This is a genomic window from Lysinibacillus sp. RC79, assembly GCF_041262405.1.
In the GTDB taxonomy this organism is placed as follows: domain Bacteria; phylum Bacillota; class Bacilli; order Bacillales_A; family Planococcaceae; genus Lysinibacillus.
In genome coordinates this window covers 1-16,677 of record NZ_JBGCCD010000048.1, presented here as the reverse complement: position 1 = coordinate 16,677, position 16,677 = coordinate 1, and the positions used below count along the sequence as shown (strand labels likewise).

The 16,677-nt window shown below is 38.4% G+C and carries 14 protein-coding genes and 1 other annotated feature; of the genes, 2 read left to right on the top strand and 12 right to left on the bottom strand.

Annotated features, from left to right (window positions below; genetic code table 11):
* Positions 1-78: 78 nt before the first annotated feature.
* The 6 genes from ABH968_RS26415 to ABH968_RS26390 form a co-directional block, all read right to left on the bottom strand.
* Positions 79-1,368 (bottom strand): MFS transporter, encoded by a 1,290-nt coding sequence (locus tag ABH968_RS26415; RefSeq protein WP_370048807.1) that lies wholly within the window; start codon positions 1,366-1,368, stop codon positions 79-81.
* Positions 1,369-1,392: 24 nt separating this feature from the next.
* Positions 1,393-3,804 carry a heavy metal translocating P-type ATPase gene (locus ABH968_RS26410; RefSeq protein ID WP_370048806.1) on the bottom strand — a complete coding sequence of 804 codons (2,412 nt, stop codon included), beginning with the start codon at positions 3,802-3,804 and terminating at the stop codon, positions 1,393-1,395.
* Positions 3,805-3,885: 81 nt separating this feature from the next.
* On the bottom strand, positions 3,886-4,092 hold the full coding sequence (copZ, locus tag ABH968_RS26405) for a copper chaperone CopZ (RefSeq protein WP_370048805.1): 207 nt from the start codon (positions 4,090-4,092) through the stop codon (positions 3,886-3,888).
* 57 nt (positions 4,093-4,149) lie between these two features.
* Positions 4,150-4,482 (bottom strand): metal-sensitive transcriptional regulator, encoded by a 333-nt coding sequence (locus ABH968_RS26400; RefSeq protein WP_053593613.1) that lies wholly within the window; start codon positions 4,480-4,482, stop codon positions 4,150-4,152.
* 66 nt (positions 4,483-4,548) lie between these two features.
* On the bottom strand, positions 4,549-5,505 hold the full coding sequence (locus ABH968_RS26395) for a cation diffusion facilitator family transporter (protein ID WP_370048804.1): 957 nt from the start codon (positions 5,503-5,505) through the stop codon (positions 4,549-4,551).
* A gap of 20 nt (positions 5,506-5,525) precedes the next feature.
* Entirely contained in the window at positions 5,526-5,861 is a 336-nt protein-coding gene (locus ABH968_RS26390; RefSeq protein ID WP_370048802.1) for an ArsR/SmtB family transcription factor, read from the bottom strand.
* Between the two features lie 295 nt (positions 5,862-6,156).
* Here ABH968_RS26390 and tadA point away from each other — a divergent pair, with 295 nt between their 5' ends.
* On the top strand, positions 6,157-6,669 hold the full coding sequence (gene tadA / locus ABH968_RS26385; RefSeq protein ID WP_370048800.1) for a tRNA adenosine(34) deaminase TadA: 513 nt from the start codon (positions 6,157-6,159) through the stop codon (positions 6,667-6,669).
* A gap of 143 nt (positions 6,670-6,812) precedes the next feature.
* On the opposite strand, the gene serS is transcribed toward tadA, so the two are convergent.
* The 3 genes from serS to pdxS form a co-directional block, all read right to left on the bottom strand.
* Positions 6,813-8,093, bottom strand: a complete 1,281-nt coding sequence (gene serS, locus ABH968_RS26380; protein WP_370048799.1) for a serine--tRNA ligase — start codon at positions 8,091-8,093, stop codon at positions 6,813-6,815.
* A 70-nt stretch (positions 8,094-8,163) separates the two neighbouring features.
* Positions 8,164-8,387 (bottom strand) — a binding site (T-box leader).
* A gap of 49 nt (positions 8,388-8,436) precedes the next feature.
* A complete protein-coding gene (gene pdxT, locus ABH968_RS26375; protein ID WP_370048797.1) occupies positions 8,437-9,000 on the bottom strand; it encodes a pyridoxal 5'-phosphate synthase glutaminase subunit PdxT in 564 nt (187 codons plus the stop codon).
* A gap of 1 nt (position 9,001) precedes the next feature.
* Positions 9,002-9,886, bottom strand: coding sequence for a pyridoxal 5'-phosphate synthase lyase subunit PdxS (gene pdxS / locus ABH968_RS26370; RefSeq protein WP_370048795.1), 885 nt, complete (start codon positions 9,884-9,886; stop codon positions 9,002-9,004).
* Between the two features lie 105 nt (positions 9,887-9,991).
* On the opposite strand from pdxS, the gene pdxR reads away from it, so the two are divergent.
* Entirely contained in the window at positions 9,992-11,416 is a 1,425-nt protein-coding gene (pdxR, locus tag ABH968_RS26365; RefSeq protein WP_370048793.1) for a MocR-like pyridoxine biosynthesis transcription factor PdxR, read from the top strand.
* A 25-nt stretch (positions 11,417-11,441) separates the two neighbouring features.
* On the opposite strand, the gene asnB is transcribed toward pdxR, so the two are convergent.
* The 3 genes from asnB to guaB all read right to left on the bottom strand — a co-directional run bounded on the left by asnB (position 11,442) and on the right by guaB (position 16,311).
* Complete coding sequence (gene asnB / locus ABH968_RS26360; protein WP_370048792.1) at positions 11,442-13,280, bottom strand: asparagine synthase (glutamine-hydrolyzing); 1,839 nt, start codon at positions 13,278-13,280, stop codon at positions 11,442-11,444.
* Between the two features lie 102 nt (positions 13,281-13,382).
* Positions 13,383-14,705: a D-alanyl-D-alanine carboxypeptidase family protein gene (locus ABH968_RS26355; protein ID WP_370048790.1), complete on the bottom strand. Its 1,323-nt coding sequence runs from the start codon at positions 14,703-14,705 to the stop codon at positions 13,383-13,385.
* A 142-nt stretch (positions 14,706-14,847) separates the two neighbouring features.
* Positions 14,848-16,311: an IMP dehydrogenase gene (gene guaB, locus ABH968_RS26350; protein ID WP_370048788.1), complete on the bottom strand. Its 1,464-nt coding sequence runs from the start codon at positions 16,309-16,311 to the stop codon at positions 14,848-14,850.
* Positions 16,312-16,677 lie beyond the last annotated feature (366 nt).

Sequence of the window (16,677 nt, the reverse complement as noted above, 5' to 3'; positions counted from 1 at the left end):
AAAAAATAGACCCACCGAGGTGGGCCATCATTTATATAGCTAGTTAATTTTTCTCTACAGTCTAAAGGTATAGGAGATTCAATTAAAATTGCTTTTAGCTTTGTATTTCGTCCATACGACCACTGACACTAAAAGTAACGCTACATACATCCCGATAAAGCCTAAAATCGCATAGCTTGTGTACGCTACGACAATTCCTGATAGTAGACTACCTGCTGAGCCACCGAGAGCAACCCAAACATCTACCGAGCCTTGTGTTTTTGCGCGGCTGTGAATCGTCGTTGAGTCAATAATAATCGCTGTACCACTAATCAAGCCAAAATTCCAACCTAAACCTAGTAATATGAGGGCAACCGTTAGCCAAAGTAAAGAATCACCTGGAGCAAATGCTGCAACCAAACCTGCCGCTGCCAAAATAACCCCTGAAGCAATGACGACAAAAGTTCGTCCCACTTTATCGACGAGCAGACCTGTTCCAAGGGATGGTAAATACATCGCTGCGACATGCAATCCTATGACCATCCCAATAGCACTTAAACTGCTTCCATGTCCCTGCATATGAATAGGAGTCATTGTCATAATAGCGACCATAATAACATGAGATAAAACTAATACAAGCGCTCCTATGAAAATTCCAATACGATTTACATGACTATTTGTCGTAGCAGACGCATCAGCCATTTTACTTTGTTGCTTATATTGCTCAGCAGCAATGGCCTTTGCAATTAATAATGGATCTGGACGAAGAAAAATAAATAGCGTAAGACCTGCTAAAGTATATGCAACAGCGGCTAAAATAAATGGGCCTACTAATGCGGGCATATTGAGTGCTTTTGCGACTTCCCCCATAGGCGTCACTAAATTAGGCCCTGCAACTGCTCCGAACGTTGTAGCTACCATCGCTATACTTGTAGCTGTTGCACGTTGTTTTTCATTTGCTAAATCGGTTCCCGCATAACGTGCCTGTAAATTTGTAGACGTTCCCGCGCCATACACAAATAAAGCTAAAAATAACAACACGATACTGTTCATATTAGCCGCAATAATCACACCGATTGCACCTATACCACCTGCTATAAATCCAAACGATAAACCATACCGTCTACCTAAACGCTGTGAAAGTTGGCCGACAATAAATGCTGATAATGCAGAGCCAAGGGTAAATAGGGCAGAAGGTAAACCTGCAAAGCTTTCTGTTCCTAACATATCCTTTGCTAGTAATGCTCCTACTGTAATACCTGCGGCTAGCCCTGCTCCACCAAATATTTGCGACATCAGCACGATTAAAAGAGTACGCTTATATAGCTTTTGTTGTGCGTTTGTTGAATGGACATATTGCTCCATTGTTATTGAAGATTTATTAACCATAAAACACCTCTAAACTGTTCATAATTATAATTTAACTCGCTGTAAACGCAGTGCATTTAAAACGACAGATACTGAACTAAAAGCCATCGCTGCACCTGCTACCCAAGGAGCTAGTAAACCGATTGCGGCAATTGGAATACCTAATGAATTGTAAGCAAATGCCCAGAATAAGTTTTGTTTAATGTTTCGCATTGTTTTACGACTCATGATGATAGCATCCGCAATACTGTTTAAATCGCCACGAATTAGCGTAATATCCGCTGCTTCCATAGCCACGTCTGTACCGGTACCAATCGCCATTCCTATATTCGCTGTCGCAAGTGCTGGTGCATCGTTAATGCCATCACCAACCATCGCTACTTTTTTACCTGTAGCTTGCAGTTTTTTCACTTCATTAGCTTTGCCTTCTGGAAGAACTTCAGCGATTACATAATTCACACCAACTTCTGCTCCAATTGCTTGTGCTGTACGTTCATTATCACCAGTCATCATAATCACCGTAATGCCCATCGCTTGTAGACGACTAACCGCTTCTTTTGAAGTACCTTTCACTGTATCAGCAACTGCTACTAGACCAGCATACTGACCGTTAATTGCAGCTAACATGGCAGTTTTACCATTTCCCTCTAATTGCTCCATTGTTGGTAGAATATCATCAATATGAATACCGTATTGCTTCATCAATTTACGAGTACCGATGACAACGCCTTGACCAGATACAGTCGCTTGCACACCGTAACCTGGTATTGCTTCAAAGAATTGAACATCTCCTAGCTCAATATCGCGATCAACAATTCCTTGAACAATTGCTTCTGCTAACGGATGCTCGGATTGCTTCTCTGCTGCACCAATTAACGATAAAAAATGTGCTTCGTCTTGATTTGCCGCTAGTATGACATCCGTTAAAACAGGTTTACCGTGTGTCACTGTACCTGTTTTATCAACAACTACTGTATCAATGCTTTGCGTTTGCTCTAAATGCTCTCCACCTTTAAATAAAATACCAAATTCCGCTGCACGACCAGAACCCGCCATAATAGATGTTGGTGTTGCCAATCCGAGCGCACATGGACAAGCGATAACGAGAACTGCAATTAATACTTCAAGTGCTGGCGTAAATTCACCAGGTCGTACCCAAATAATCCAAATTAAAAACGTGACAATCGCAATGCCAACAACGATTGGTACAAAGACGCCCGAAATTTGGTCTGCTAAACGCTGGATTGGCGCTTTGGAGCCTTGTGCATCTTCTACAACTTTAATAATTTGAGCTAAGGCTGTATCGCGACCGACTTTAGTCGCTGTCATTTTAATAAAGCCATTTTTATTAATAGTAGAACCGAATAATAAATCACCTTGCTTTTTATCAACAGGTAAACTTTCCCCTGTTAACATCGATTCATCTACAGCTGTCGTTCCTTCTAATACCTCACCATCAACAGGAACTTTTTCACCAGGTTTCACTAAAATAATGTCACCAATGACTACTTCTTCTAATGGTACTTCTTTCTCTACATCGTCACGAACCACGATGGCCGTTTTTGCCTGAAGGCCCATTAATTTTTTGATTGCTTCAGATGAGCGACCTTTCGCTTTTGCTTCAAATAATTTTCCTAATAAAATTAAAGTAATCAATACGGCACTTGTTTCAAAATATAGGTGTGGGGCATGATGTGACCCCACAGTAATAATTGCTTGATATACACTATAAAAATATGCCGCAGATGTTCCCATTACTACAAGTACATCCATATTGGCACTACCATTACGTAAAGCTTTGTAGGCTCCCACATAAAATTGCTTCCCGATGATAAATTGAACAGGAGTAGCCAACACCATTTGTACCCACGGATTCATTAAAAATTCAGGGACATATAAAAATGATGTAAATGAGAAATGTCCTACCATCGTCCACAGTAATGGTAATGAAAGAATAGCCGATAAAATAAATTTTTTTTGCTGTTGTTTGATAGCCTGCTCACGATGATCCGCAGTTTCTTGCTCATCTGCTTTTTGATGAGCCTCATATCCTAATTTCTCAACCTTTGCAATAATATCTGCAATCGCCACCTCAGATGGGTTAAACTCAATTGTTGCTTTTTCGAGTGCTAAGTTTACGTTCGCAGAGGACACACCTGCTAGTTTATTTAAACCCTTCTCTATACGTGTAGCACAGGCTGCACATGTCATGCCCATAATGTTGAATTCCGTTTTTTGTTTCACGACACCATAACCAAGTGCTTCAATTTTCTTTTCAAAGTCTTCTTCATTTAATTTTGTCGGATCATATTTAATGGATGATTTTTCAAGAGCTAAATTAACGGTCGCTTGTTCTACACCATCCATTTTATTTAAACCTTTTTCTATACGAGTTGCACAGGCTGCACACGTCATACCTGTAATTTGCAAATTCGCTTCTTTTATTTCTGAACTCATGATCATTTCTCCTCCCTACATACCAACAGGGGGTATGTATAATTGAAAATAATAGAGTGCTACATGAGCACCCTATTTATATTATTTAACGTCATAGCCTTGATCGTCGATTGCTTCTTTAATTTGGTCTAGAGATACTTGTGTTTCGTCAAATGCTACATCTACTAAACCATCAGCTAAGTTTACTTTTACTTGTTCAACGCCAACTAAAGCTCCAACACTTTTTTCCACTGAGTTTACACAATGTCCACATGACATTCCTTGTACGTTTAAAGTTATGTTTTGCATAAAATATCTCTCCTTTAATTTAGATACTATATAGGGGTATATATTTATTAAAAAATTTTACTTCTTCATTAATTTTTGGATAGTCACTACTAATTCGTCTAACACTGCTTCATCACCTTCTGATAGGCGATCTACTACACATCCCTTTAAATGACCTTCTAATAATATCTTCGCTACGCTATTTAAAGCAGACTGCGTGGCAGACAGTTGCGTAATAATATCATCACAGTAAACGTCTTTTTCAATCATCCCTTTAATACCTCGGATTTGACCTTCAACTCGATTCAAACGAGTCGTTAAATCTTTTTTTACGCGTTCAGGGTGATGGCTTTTTCGACACGACGTAGCTTCCTCTGTATGACAAGCATCTTCTTTCACTGTGTTCTCCACCTCCTATTTCACAATCATCATACTATACCCACGAAGGGTATGTAAAGCTTAAAATTTTTAATTTAGTTAATGATGATGGTGGTGATGATTCGACTGCTCATTTTTCATTGTACATAAAATTGAATTATCGTGCTTATGCGCTACTGTTTCCAATTGAATCGTTACATGCTTTATGCCCTTATGCTCAAGATTATGTTCAATTTCTCGTAATATATTCTCACTATCCGCAATTTTTAACTGATCCTCAACAACTGCATGACATGAAAGTGCATTTGCTCCACTTGTTATTGTCCAAATGTGTAAATCGTGAATGCTATGAACGCCGTTTGTTTGTACAATAGTTTGTATGATCTCTTGAACATCAACGTTTGAAGGTGTTCCTTCCATTAGAACATGGATAGCAGCCTTCGTTACATAGTATCCGCTTCTCAATACTAATGCGGCAACAATAACACTCGCAAGTGGATCAGCCCAACCCCAACCAAAGAACATCATTAATAGTGCGGCAACGATGGCTCCTACAGATCCAAGCATATCACTTAATACGTGTAAATAAGCTCCACGCATATTTAAATTATCTTTTGTATCACTGCCGCGCATCATAATCCAAGCTACCAAAATATTTACCAAAAGACCGATTGTACTAATAATCAACATGCCTGTTGTTGCCACTTCTGGTGGATTTGCAAAACGTTCTATTGCTTCATAGAAAATGAATAAAGCAATTAAAATTAAAGTCACACCATTCAATACCGCTGCTAAAATTTCAAATCGTTTATAACCGTATGTTTTACTATAGCTTGCTGCCTTTTCTCCAAACATAAAAGCAAGTAAGGCTATCGCTAATGAAATGGAGTCACTTAACATATGTCCTGCATCGGATAAAAGAGCCAAGCTATTTGTTAAATAACCACCAATTGCTTCAACAACCATATAACTCGTAATAATAATAAATGATAGTATTAATATCTTTTTATTTGCGCCATGTGTATGATCATGGCCATGATCATGATTATGCCCCATGTTTTATCCCTCCATTAACTCTAGTTATGTGCAGCATGCTCAATAGCTTGCATCAACAAATTCATTATGTGATCATCATCTTTTGAATAATATAAGGTTGTGCCTTCTCTTCTATATTTCACTAACCGTAAATTTTTCAAAAAACGTAATTGATGTGAAACTGTTGATTGACCTAAATCTAAAATTTCAGCGATGTCGTTGACTGAATGTTCATCCGTACATAATAAATTTAAAATGCGAATTCTTGTCGGATCACTTAATGCTTTAAATGTTTGAGACACGACGAATAATGTTTCTTCGTCTAAATGTTGCTCTTTGTTAGTCTGAACCTCTGTATTTTGTAATTTTTCATCCATTTAGTTTACCCCTAACCTTTTTATATTTATATATGAGCATGTATTCATATATAAATATAAATGGTTGTATTGGAAATGTCAACGTTTTAACTTCTTACTACTGAATCCGGACACATTGTTTATCTGTGCGAAAGCGAAGCGACAGCTACAAATGTTTTATGTAGCGAAAGCGAAGCGACAGCTACATTGTTTTTCTGTGCGAAAGCGCAGCGGCAGCAACAATTATTCCGAGACATATTTGATAGTAGCAATTGTCAATTAAGCAAGATACACTAAATAATAAGGAGAGATCATAGTGGATATTTTTGAAACAGACCGATTGTTTATGAACATTGCACTCGAAGAAGCTAAGAAAGCAGCTTTACTTGGAGAAGTGCCAATAGGAGCTGTGCTTGTATACGATGGGGAGATTATTGCACGGGCTCATAATTTACGAGAAACAACACAAAATGCAACGACGCACGCTGAACTAATGGTTATTCAAGACGCTTGTAAAAAAATAGGTAGCTGGCGCCTCGAAAAAACAACACTCTATGTGACACTTGAACCTTGTCCTATGTGTGCAGGTGCAATTTTACAATCCCGTGTGCCGCGTGTTGTATATGGTGCAAGAGATTTAAAAGCAGGCTGTGTAGATTCGCTTTATCGTTTATTAAACGATGCACGCTTTAACCATGAGTGTGAAGTAACGGAAGGAATTTTAGCTGAGGAATGTGGACAAATCTTAACCGATTTTTTCAGAGCATTACGTGAACGAAAAAAAGCCGAGAAAAGGGCGCGACAAGCGTTAATTGTTGAAAATGATTAAGAGGAAAGTTTTGTAGTAGTAATTCTAAAGAACACTAGCCTCCAATTTATGTATAGTTTAAGATCGTTAGCATAAAAAAGAAAAACTACTGTTGAGATTAAATTTTCAACAGTAGTTTCTTTTCTTTCATTTTTCGACTCAGTTTACTTTGGAGCAATTACTTCTTTTCCGCCCATATATGGAACTAATACTTCTGGAATTACTACGCTTCCATCGGCTTGCTGATAATTTTCTAGGATTGCTGCTACTGTACGGCCGATTGCAAGACCTGAGCCGTTTAATGTGTGTACATACTCTGGTTTTGCATTTGGCTCACGACGGAAGCGAATATTTGCTCGACGTGCTTGGAAATCTTCAAAGTTAGAGCATGAAGAGATTTCACGGTACATATTTTGAGCTGGAATCCAAACCTCTAAATCGTATTTTTTCGCTGCAGTAAAGCCTAAATCAGCTGTACACATTTTTAGTTTGCGGTATGGTAACCCTAATAATTGCAGTACTTTTTCTGCATGACCTGTTAATAGTTCTAGCTGTTCATAAGATTCTTCTGGTTTTACAAAGCGTACTAATTCTACTTTGTTGAATTGGTGTTGGCGAATTAAACCACGTGTATCGCGACCCGCAGAACCCGCTTCTGAACGGAAGCAAGCACTATATGCTGCAAAGCCCTGTGGTAATGCTTCAACTGGTAAAATTTCATCACGATAGAAGTTCGTCACAGGCACTTCTGCTGTTGGAATCATGAAATAATCTGTGTCATCTAATTTAAAGACATCTTCTTCAAATTTAGGTAGCTGTCCTGTACCTGTTAAGCTATCACGATTGACAATTACAGGTGGTAACATTTCTTCATAACCATGCTCTTCTGCATGTAAGTCCATCATAAACGTCATTAATGCACGTTCTAAACGAGCGCCAAGACCACGATAGAATAAGAAACGACTACCAGTCACTTTTGCACCACGTTCAAAGTCTACAATTTGTAAGTCCGTAGCGATATCCCAGTGTGCTTTAATATCAAAATCAAATGTTGGAATCTCACCCCAAGTATATTCCTCTACATTATCGTCCTCTGTTGTGCCAACTGGTACAGATGCATGTGGAATGTTTGGTAAACGCATCATCATATCTTTAAAGCGTTCTTCTACATCATTTAATTGGATATCTAGCTCTTTAATTTCATCGCCAACCTGACGCATACGTGCAATCACTTCATCCGCATTTTCTTTATTACGTTTCATGATCGAGATTTGTTCAGATACTTTATTACGTTCAGCTTTAAGCTCTTCTGTTTTTGCAATTAACTCCCGACGCTTTGCATCTAATTGTTCAAAATCATCTAAGTTTCCTAAATCCTCATTACGTGTTAATAGCATTTCTTTAATTTCCGCGAAATTGTCGCGCACGCGTTTAATATCTAACATCGTCATACCTCCAGTAGATTCTTAATGATGGGAAAATATTTAGTAAAAACACAAAAAAGCCCTCATCCCCAAAAGGGACGAGAGCTACCCGCGTTGCCACCCTAATTGATTAGACACATTGTACTTTGTCTAATCCACTTATCTCATAACGGCATTTCAGCCGGCGACAGCCTACTTCATTAACTTCGACTGCGCAACTCCAGGACGGATTCACAAGTGCTTTTATCAGCTTCCACCACCCGCTGACTCTCTAAAAAAAACGTGCTTGCTACTACTTCCCATCATCGTGTTCAGTTATTTAAATTTTATCCATACTGTACTATACGAATTAAGATTTTGCAAGTCACACCATAGAAGATACAAAATATTCAAGAATACGTGCATCAGATGTTAATTCAGGATGGAAGGAACAGCCTAATAAATGATCGTCCTTTGCTAACACGATTTTCCCGTCATGCTCTGCTAAGACTTTAACACCTTCACCTACGGAAACAATATGTGGCGCACGTATAAAGACAGCTGGAATACCAACACCTATTTCAGGTATGTCGAGCTTCACTTCAAAGCTATCTACCTGACGTCCATAAGAATTCCGTGCAACTACCACATCCATTACTGCTAAATGTGCTTCATAATCCACTAATTCCTTTGCCAATAAAATCAATCCGGCACATGTTCCAAACATCGGTAAACCTTGCTTTGCAAGTGTGCGAATTGGCTCCAATAGCTCATATCGATTCAACAATTTCCGCATCGTTGTGCTTTCTCCACCAGGCAAGACAAGCCCATCAAGCTTCTCTAAATCAGCACTTTGTTTTACTAAGACCGCTTCGCACCCAAGAGACTCTAACATTTGCACATGCTCTCGTACCGCTCCCTGTAATGCTAAAACACCGATTCGTTTCATCTTACCAGCCTCGCTCTTGCATACGCTCATTTTGACTAAGCTGTGCAATGTCGATTCCTTTCATTGGAACGCCTAGCTCTTTTGAAATCTCAGCAATTAGTTTGTAGTCCTTATAATGCGTAGTGGCTTCAACAATTGCACGAGCAAATTTCTCTGGGTTTTCTGATTTGAAAATACCAGAACCAACAAATACACCGTCAGCTCCAAGCTCCATCATTAGTGCTGCATCAGCTGGCGTAGCAACTCCACCTGCTGCAAAATTCACTACTGGTAAACGGCCAAAACGCTTAATTTCTCTTAATAATTCAAAAGGAGCACCAAGTAATTTAGCCTCTGTCATTAATTCATCCTCTGTCATACCAACTACCTTACGTACTTGCGCATTCACTTTACGAATATGGCGAACTGCCTCAACAATATTACCAGTCCCTGGTTCCCCTTTAGTTCGTAGCATGGAAGCCCCCTCACCAATGCGTCGAGCAGCTTCACCTAAATCACGACACCCACAAACAAAAGGCACTGTGTAATCACTTTTTAATAAATGAAACTCTTCATCTGCTGGAGTTAATACTTCACTTTCATCAATATAATCGACACCCATTGCTTCTAACACTCTTGCTTCTACAATATGTCCAATACGTGCTTTAGCCATGACAGGAATGGTTACAGCCCCCATAACCTCCTCGACAATACGAGGATCAGCCATACGTGCAACACCACCCGCCTTACGAATGTCTGATGGTACTCGTTCTAATGCCATGACAGCCACAGCTCCTGCGGCTTCCGCAATTTTCGCCTGTTCTGCATTAATAACATCCATAATGACGCCACCCTTTTGCATTTCCGCCATCCCGCGCTTAACTAATTCTGTACCTGTTTGTTTCATGATTTCTAACCTCCACCTTTATGATGAAATTTAGTATAATTGAAATTGACCATATAAAAATATCCAGTTTATAAAATAATTATAAGGCCAGGAGAATTAATGAACATGGACATGCTATTATTTCAACTAGAAAAAAATGGTGAAAAACCGCTCTATGACCAGCTTTATAGCGGCATTAAAGAAGCTATTATTACAAAGAAAATAGCAGTAGGAGAAAAATTACCATCAAAAAGAAAATTAGCCGATTTTTTGAATATTTCTCAAACCACTATTGAAATTGCATATGCACAGCTACTTGCTGAAGGCTATATTATGTCTAAATCCCGCGTCGGTTATTTTGTAGAGGAAATTGACGAGCTTCCGTATATTCAGCAGGACACAGTACCTTTCTTAAACGAACAACCTAAGAAAAAGTCGTACAAGATAGATTTTAATCCCGGTTCTATCGATATTGATGCCTTCCCTTTTCAAACATGGCGAAAATATGCGAAAGAGCTCTTTGATGATGCCTCGAAGGAATTATTATTAACAGGTGAGCCTCAGGGAGAACTATCTTTACGAACGGAGATTGCTAATTATTTATTTCAATCACGCGGGGTTGTTTGTAGTCCCGAGCAAATTGTCATCGGCTCAGGAACAGAACAGCTTCTACCAATGATTTTGCGCCTCTTTAGTGATGATACTTGCTTTGCGCTTGAAAACCCAGGATATCCAGCTGTGCATCGTATGTTTTCCCAGCATAAACGAAAAGTCTATCCAATTGCAGTCGATGATGAAGGAATTGTCATTCATGAGCTCGAAAAAACTAGCGCTGACGTTGTTTATATTACGCCATCACACCAATTCCCTACAGGCGCAGTATTATCAGCTACAAGACGTGCACAAGCTTTAAATTGGGCTGCACAAAGCTCCTCTCGATACATTATTGAAGATGATTATGATTCCGAATTTCGTTATACTGGAAAACCAATTCCAGCACTTCATGCATTAGATCGAAATGATAAAGTCATTTATATGAGTACATTTACAAAATCATTAATGCCGTCCTTGCGCGTTGCTTATTTTGTACTTCCATCAAACTTACTTACTACTTATAATGATGTATTTAATTACTATTCATCAACAGTACCTCGTTTCGATCAACATATCGTAGCTAATTTTATGCGTGACGGCCATTTTGCAAAGCATTTAAATCGAATGAGGAAGGTTTATCGAAAAAAGCATGAAAAACTTACTTCTATTTTAGAAAACTATTCTCCTCAAATTAAAATTACTGGCGAGCAAGCAGGAATGCATATTTTACTCGACGTACAGCATACTTTGCCCGAAAAGCAATTACAGCAAATTGCCTCCAATGCAGAAATCAGAATCTATCCACTATCTGATTATCGTCTGGATCACTCTGCACCCTCACAAGCTCAATTTTTACTAGGTTTTGGGGGTATACCAGTACATGAAATTGAACCTTCTATTGAGAAGCTAATGAACTGTTGGGATATACAGAAAAAACACCAATCAACCTCACGTTAAAAGGTTGGTTGGTGCTTCTTTTATATTATGATTCAATTAGTTGGATATTATAAAACTCAAACCATGTATGAATTTGACCCAGATAGGCTAAAAGCTGCGGACCTGCCATTAATTGTCCGTACCAAGGAACTTTGAAAGAACTGCCACCAGATTCAATTAGCTCTATTAGCTTCTGTCGTTCAAATAATTCATGAAGAATTGAATTTTTGTCCTCCATTATTTCTCTTAGCCATTTTTGAACGCCTGCTGTATAAACTGGATGATAAGTTTTAGGGTACGGATTCTTTTTCCGATATAAAACTTCTTCTGGCAATAAATGTTGCATTGCCTTACGAAGTAAACCCTTTTCCATACCGCCTAAATTTTTCATTTCCCAAGGAATATTCCACGTATATTCCACAAGGCGATGATCTGCAAATGGCACACGAACTTCAAGACTCGCCCCCATACTCATACGATCTTTTCGTTCTAGCAATGTTTGCATAAACCATACCATATTCAAATAAAACATTTCACGTTGTCTTACTTCCTCAATACTCTCCCCATCAAGATATGGCACTTCAGCAATTGTCTCTGAATAAGCCTGTTGCGCATATGATTCAACTTTTAATTTTTTACGCCATCGCTCTTGTAACATTGTTGCTCTTTCAGACAGTGAACGAATCCATGGAAAACCTGTAGTCGTTTCTGTAAACCATGGATAACCACCGAAAATTTCATCTGCACATTCTCCTGATAGCGCAACGGTAAAGTCCTTTTTAATTTCTCGACAAAACCATAATAACGATGAGTCAACATCTGCCATTCCTGGTGAATCTCTAACGATGACAGATTCTACTAAGGAATCGATTAATTGTTGCTGAGAAATTTCCTCAGCATGGTGTGTTGTACTAAAGGTATCTGTCATTTTTTGAATCCAATACGTGTCCGTGGATGTTTGAAAAGCATGTGGATTAAAGAAACGTTCATTATCCTCGTAATCTATAGAGTACGTATGGAGTTTGCCTTTATTTTGTTGGTGAAACTTGTTTGCTGCAATGCCAGTAATAATGCTGGAATCTAATCCTCCTGAAAGAAATGTACAAATCGGTACGTCCGAAACAAGCTGTCGTTCAATAGCATCTGTTAGTAAAAAACGGACATGCCCGATCGTTTCCTCTAATGACTCTTCATGACGTTTACTCTGTAACTGCCAATACTGCCAAACTCGTATACCCTCTCTAGTGAAACGCATTGCATATCCTGGACGTAGTTCACTAATATTTTGAAAAAGTGACTTTCCAGGCATTCTAGACGGTCCTACAGCCATAATATTTGCTAGCCCTTCCGTATTAACGGTTGTTTTAATCAAAGGATGGGCTAATAATGCTTTCACTTCGGATGCAAAAAGTAAGCCGTCTTGTTGTTCTGTGTAAAACAAAGGCTTTACACCTAGACGATCTCGGCATAAAAAAAGTGATTGTGATTGTTCATCCCATATACCAAAAGCGAAAATTCCATTTAAAAAATCAACACATTGCTCTTTCCATTCAATATAAGCAGTTAATAATACTTCCGTATCTGAATGTGTTGTAAAAACATGCCCTCGATTTTGAAGCTCTTTCTTTAATTCTGCTGTATTATAAAGCTCGCCATTATATGTAATGACATAGTTTGCACCATCGTGTACTTTTTTCATCGGTTGCTTCCCACCGATTAAATCTATGACAGCTAGCCGACGATGGCCAAATGCAATATGCTCACTACACCAAATATTTTCATCATCAGGCCCTCGTTTATTTAACGTTTGCGCCATTAATTTTAGAATTTCATTACTTGTTCTTAAATCCTTTTGAAAGCTAGCCCATCCTGTAATACCACACATTTAGCCACATCCTTTCGCCTAATAGCGTATGTAAAAAAGCGTAAAAATGTGAAAAAGAACACGAGATGTTTTAAAAACATCTCGTGTTCTTTTTATTAATTATTAAAATAAGCCACCAACAAAGTCAGTAATACCACTCCATAAGTTTCCGAAGAAGCTACCAACACCTTGGAAGAATAATGAGATGCCACCAGCACGCTCTACAGCCTCTGTAGTGACAACATCAGCTTTAAGGTCCTTACCGTCAATAAAACCGTAATCTGTGCCTTCTGAGCGTTCAAGAACTAACTTTCCGACAACGGTACCCTTCTTAACCTCTGCTTCAAGACTCTTTTTATCTAAAACTAGTTTAGGTTTATATAAATCTTTCTCAGATGACTTGACCATAAATGAAACTGGTTCTTTAACAGCAATCGCTACTTTGTTTTCTTTACCTTTCGTAACTTTTACTGTTTCTTGATCTTTAAACTTATAGTTCGCAGGAATAATTTCTTGTTTCGAGAATTGTGAGAAACCATAGTTAAACAATTTAGCTGTTTCATCGAAGCGCGCTTTTTTTGGATCCTCTCCCACAGCCTTCATAACTACAGAAATTAAACGTGTACCATTGCGCTCTGCTGTACCTGTAAAGCAATGACCCGCAAAGTCTGTTGTACCTGTTTTTAATCCGTCAACGCCTTCATATTTGTACGCTAATTCCGGCAACATATAGTTCCAGTTTATCATGTCGATGCTATCATCTGTACCTTCACGGAACGTCTTTTCTGCAATTTTAGACGTTTTTAATACGTCTGGATGATCTTTTAGTAAATGATATGCTAATTTAGCTACAGATTTAGCAGGCATTACGTTTTCATCATTTGGTCCAGTACCAGCTGGCTGCATACCAAATAAATCTGCATTGTTAAGACCAGTAGAGTTTACGAATTTATAGCCTTTAAGACCAAGCTCTTCTGCCTTTTTATTCATTAGCTTTAGAAACTCAGTTTCAGTACCTGCAATTGTTTCTGCTATAGCGACTGTAGCAGCATTTGCAGAGTAAATTGCCATTGCCTCATATAATTCTTTAATTTTGTAAGTTCCATCTCTACGCAATGGTACGTTACTTAATGCACGGTTTTGAGACATTTTATACGTATAATCAGTTACGTGATATTCCTGATCCCACTTAACTGTACCTGCATCAATTGCATCCAATAACAGGTATTCAGTCATCATTTTTGTCATACTTGCAATACCTAGTGAAGTATCTGCATTTTGTTCATATAAAATTTTTCCTGAATCTGCGTCAATTAAAATTGCAGCATCCACATGTAGTCCTAAATCTGTTTCTGCATTTGCCTTCGCTGGAATACCTGCTAAAACACTAAATAACAAAACAGGAATTAGGAGTAAGCGAATGACAGTGTTCGTTGTCTTTTTCACCTTTAAAGCCCTCCAAAAAAATAATCTTGTCCTCGACATTTTATCATATATAGTAATGTCCGTGCGCAATCTCTATCATAAAAAAATGCTCTCGTGTCATCTTTGTAGACGATTCGAGAGCATAAAAGTTGCTAGTAATATATTACATCGAATAGTTTGGTGATTCTTTTGTGATTTGTACATCATGTGGATGTGATTCACGTAGACCTGCACCTGTCATACGAACAAATTGAGCATTTTCACGTAAGAACTCAAGGTTAGCTGAACCGCAGTACCCCATACCAGCACGAATACCACCGATTAGTTGATAAATTGTATCTGCTAGAGGCCCTTTATAAGGAAGACGACCTTCAATACCCTCTGGTACTAATTTTTTCGCATCCTCTTGGAAGTAACGATCTTTTGAACCTTTTTCCATAGCTCCAATTGAACCCATACCACGGTATACTTTGAAGCGACGACCTTGGAAGATTTCAGTTTCACCAGGAGATTCAGAAGTACCTGCAAGAAGTGAACCAAGCATTACAATGTTACCACCTGCTGCAAGAGCTTTTACGATATCTCCAGAGTATTTAATGCCTCCATCAGCAATAATTGTTTTACCAAGCTCACGAGCTACTGTTGCACAATCATAAACAGCTGTAATTTGTGGTACACCTACACCAGCTACGACACGAGTAGTACAAATAGATCCTGGCCCAATACCAACTTTCACTACATCTGCACCTGCCCCAAATAAGGCGCGTGCACCTTCAGCTGTTGCCACGTTACCAGCGATAATTTCAAGCTCAGGATAAGATTCACGGATAGAGCGAATTGTTTGTAATACACCCTCAGAATGACCGTGAGCTGTATCGATTACTACGATGTCTACTTGTGCTTCAACAAGCTTTTCAATACGTATCATCGTATCTTTTGAAACACCAACTGCTGCCCCTACTAATAAACGACCATGAATGTCTTTTGCAGCGTTAGGGAACTCAATTACCTTCTCAATATCCTTAATTGTAATTAATCCAGTTAATTTACCTTCTTCATCTACAATTGGTAGCTTTTCGATTTTATATTGTTGAAGAATTTTTTCAGCATCCTCTAGAGTCGTTCCAACAGGAGCTGTAATTAAATCTTCTTTTGTCATAACATCTTCAATTTTTAAAGAATAGTCAGAAATGAAACGTAAGTCGCGGTTTGTAATGATCCCTACTAGTTTTTGGTTTTCCATACTATCAACAATTGGTACACCAGAAATTCGGTATTTACCCATTAAATGCTCAGCATCGAAAACTTGGTGAGTCGGAGTTAAGAAGAATGGGTTTGTAATAACACCATTTTCAGAACGTTTTACTTTTTCTACTTGCTCAGCTTGCTCATCGATCGACATGTTCTTATGGATAATACCGATACCGCCTTGACGTGCCATAGCAATTGCCATTTTAGATTCTGTAACTGTATCCATGCCTGCGCTGATCATTGGAATATTTAATTTAATCTTCGGTGTTAGTTGAACTGATAAATCAACATCTTTCGGTAATACTTCTGAATGCGCTGGTACTAATAATACATCATCAAAAGTTAAACCTTCTTTGGCAAATTTAGTTTCCCACATTTTCGTAACGTCCTCCTATAGTTAAAAGAATATTAATTGTAAGATTAACAACGTGCTAAGCTACTGTCAAGAAACTTATAAAAGAAAGACAATTCAGATTTTTCTAGGTGCTAACTATGATAGCCTTTTCTTCCTTTTTTACACTGAGATGAATATAACCTTTTTAATTTTCTTCTACATCTACTCGTATATAAATATTAGTTAAGATGATCATCTTATTTTAAGCAAGTTTTGTGGAATTATTGATAAATTATTAAGGTTTTTCATAAAAAAAAAACAGCCAGCACTCAGCTGACTGTCTACATTGCCTAGCGACGTCCTACTCTCACAGGGGGAAGCCCCCAACTACCATCGGCGCTAAAGAGC

What these genes read in the sequence shown, in the direction of transcription:
- ABH968_RS26415 (WP_370048807.1), bottom strand. Translation starts at nt 1,368, where the DNA reads ATGGTTAATAAATCTTCAATAACAATGGAGCAATATGTCCATTCAACA.
- ABH968_RS26410 (WP_370048806.1), bottom strand. Translation starts at nt 3,804, where the DNA reads ATGAGTTCAGAAATAAAAGAAGCGAATTTGCAAATTACAGGTATGACG.
- copZ (WP_370048805.1), bottom strand. Translation starts at nt 4,092, where the DNA reads ATGCAAAACATAACTTTAAACGTACAAGGAATGTCATGTGGACATTGT.
- ABH968_RS26395 (WP_370048804.1), bottom strand. Translation starts at nt 5,505, where the DNA reads ATGGGGCATAATCATGATCATGGCCATGATCATACACATGGCGCAAAT.
- ABH968_RS26390 (WP_370048802.1), bottom strand. Translation starts at nt 5,861, where the DNA reads ATGGATGAAAAATTACAAAATACAGAGGTTCAGACTAACAAAGAGCAA.
- serS (WP_370048799.1), bottom strand. Translation starts at nt 8,093, where the DNA reads ATGTTAGATATTAAACGCGTGCGCGACAATTTCGCGGAAATTAAAGAA.
- pdxT (WP_370048797.1), bottom strand. Translation starts at nt 9,000, where the DNA reads ATGAAACGAATCGGTGTTTTAGCATTACAGGGAGCGGTACGAGAGCAT.
- pdxS (WP_370048795.1), bottom strand. Translation starts at nt 9,886, where the DNA reads ATGAAACAAACAGGTACAGAATTAGTTAAGCGCGGGATGGCGGAAATG.
- pdxR (WP_370048793.1), top strand. Translation starts at nt 9,992, where the DNA reads ATGGACATGCTATTATTTCAACTAGAAAAAAATGGTGAAAAACCGCTC.
- asnB (WP_370048792.1), bottom strand. Translation starts at nt 13,280, where the DNA reads ATGTGTGGTATTACAGGATGGGCTAGCTTTCAAAAGGATTTAAGAACA.
- guaB (WP_370048788.1), bottom strand. Translation starts at nt 16,311, where the DNA reads ATGTGGGAAACTAAATTTGCCAAAGAAGGTTTAACTTTTGATGATGTA.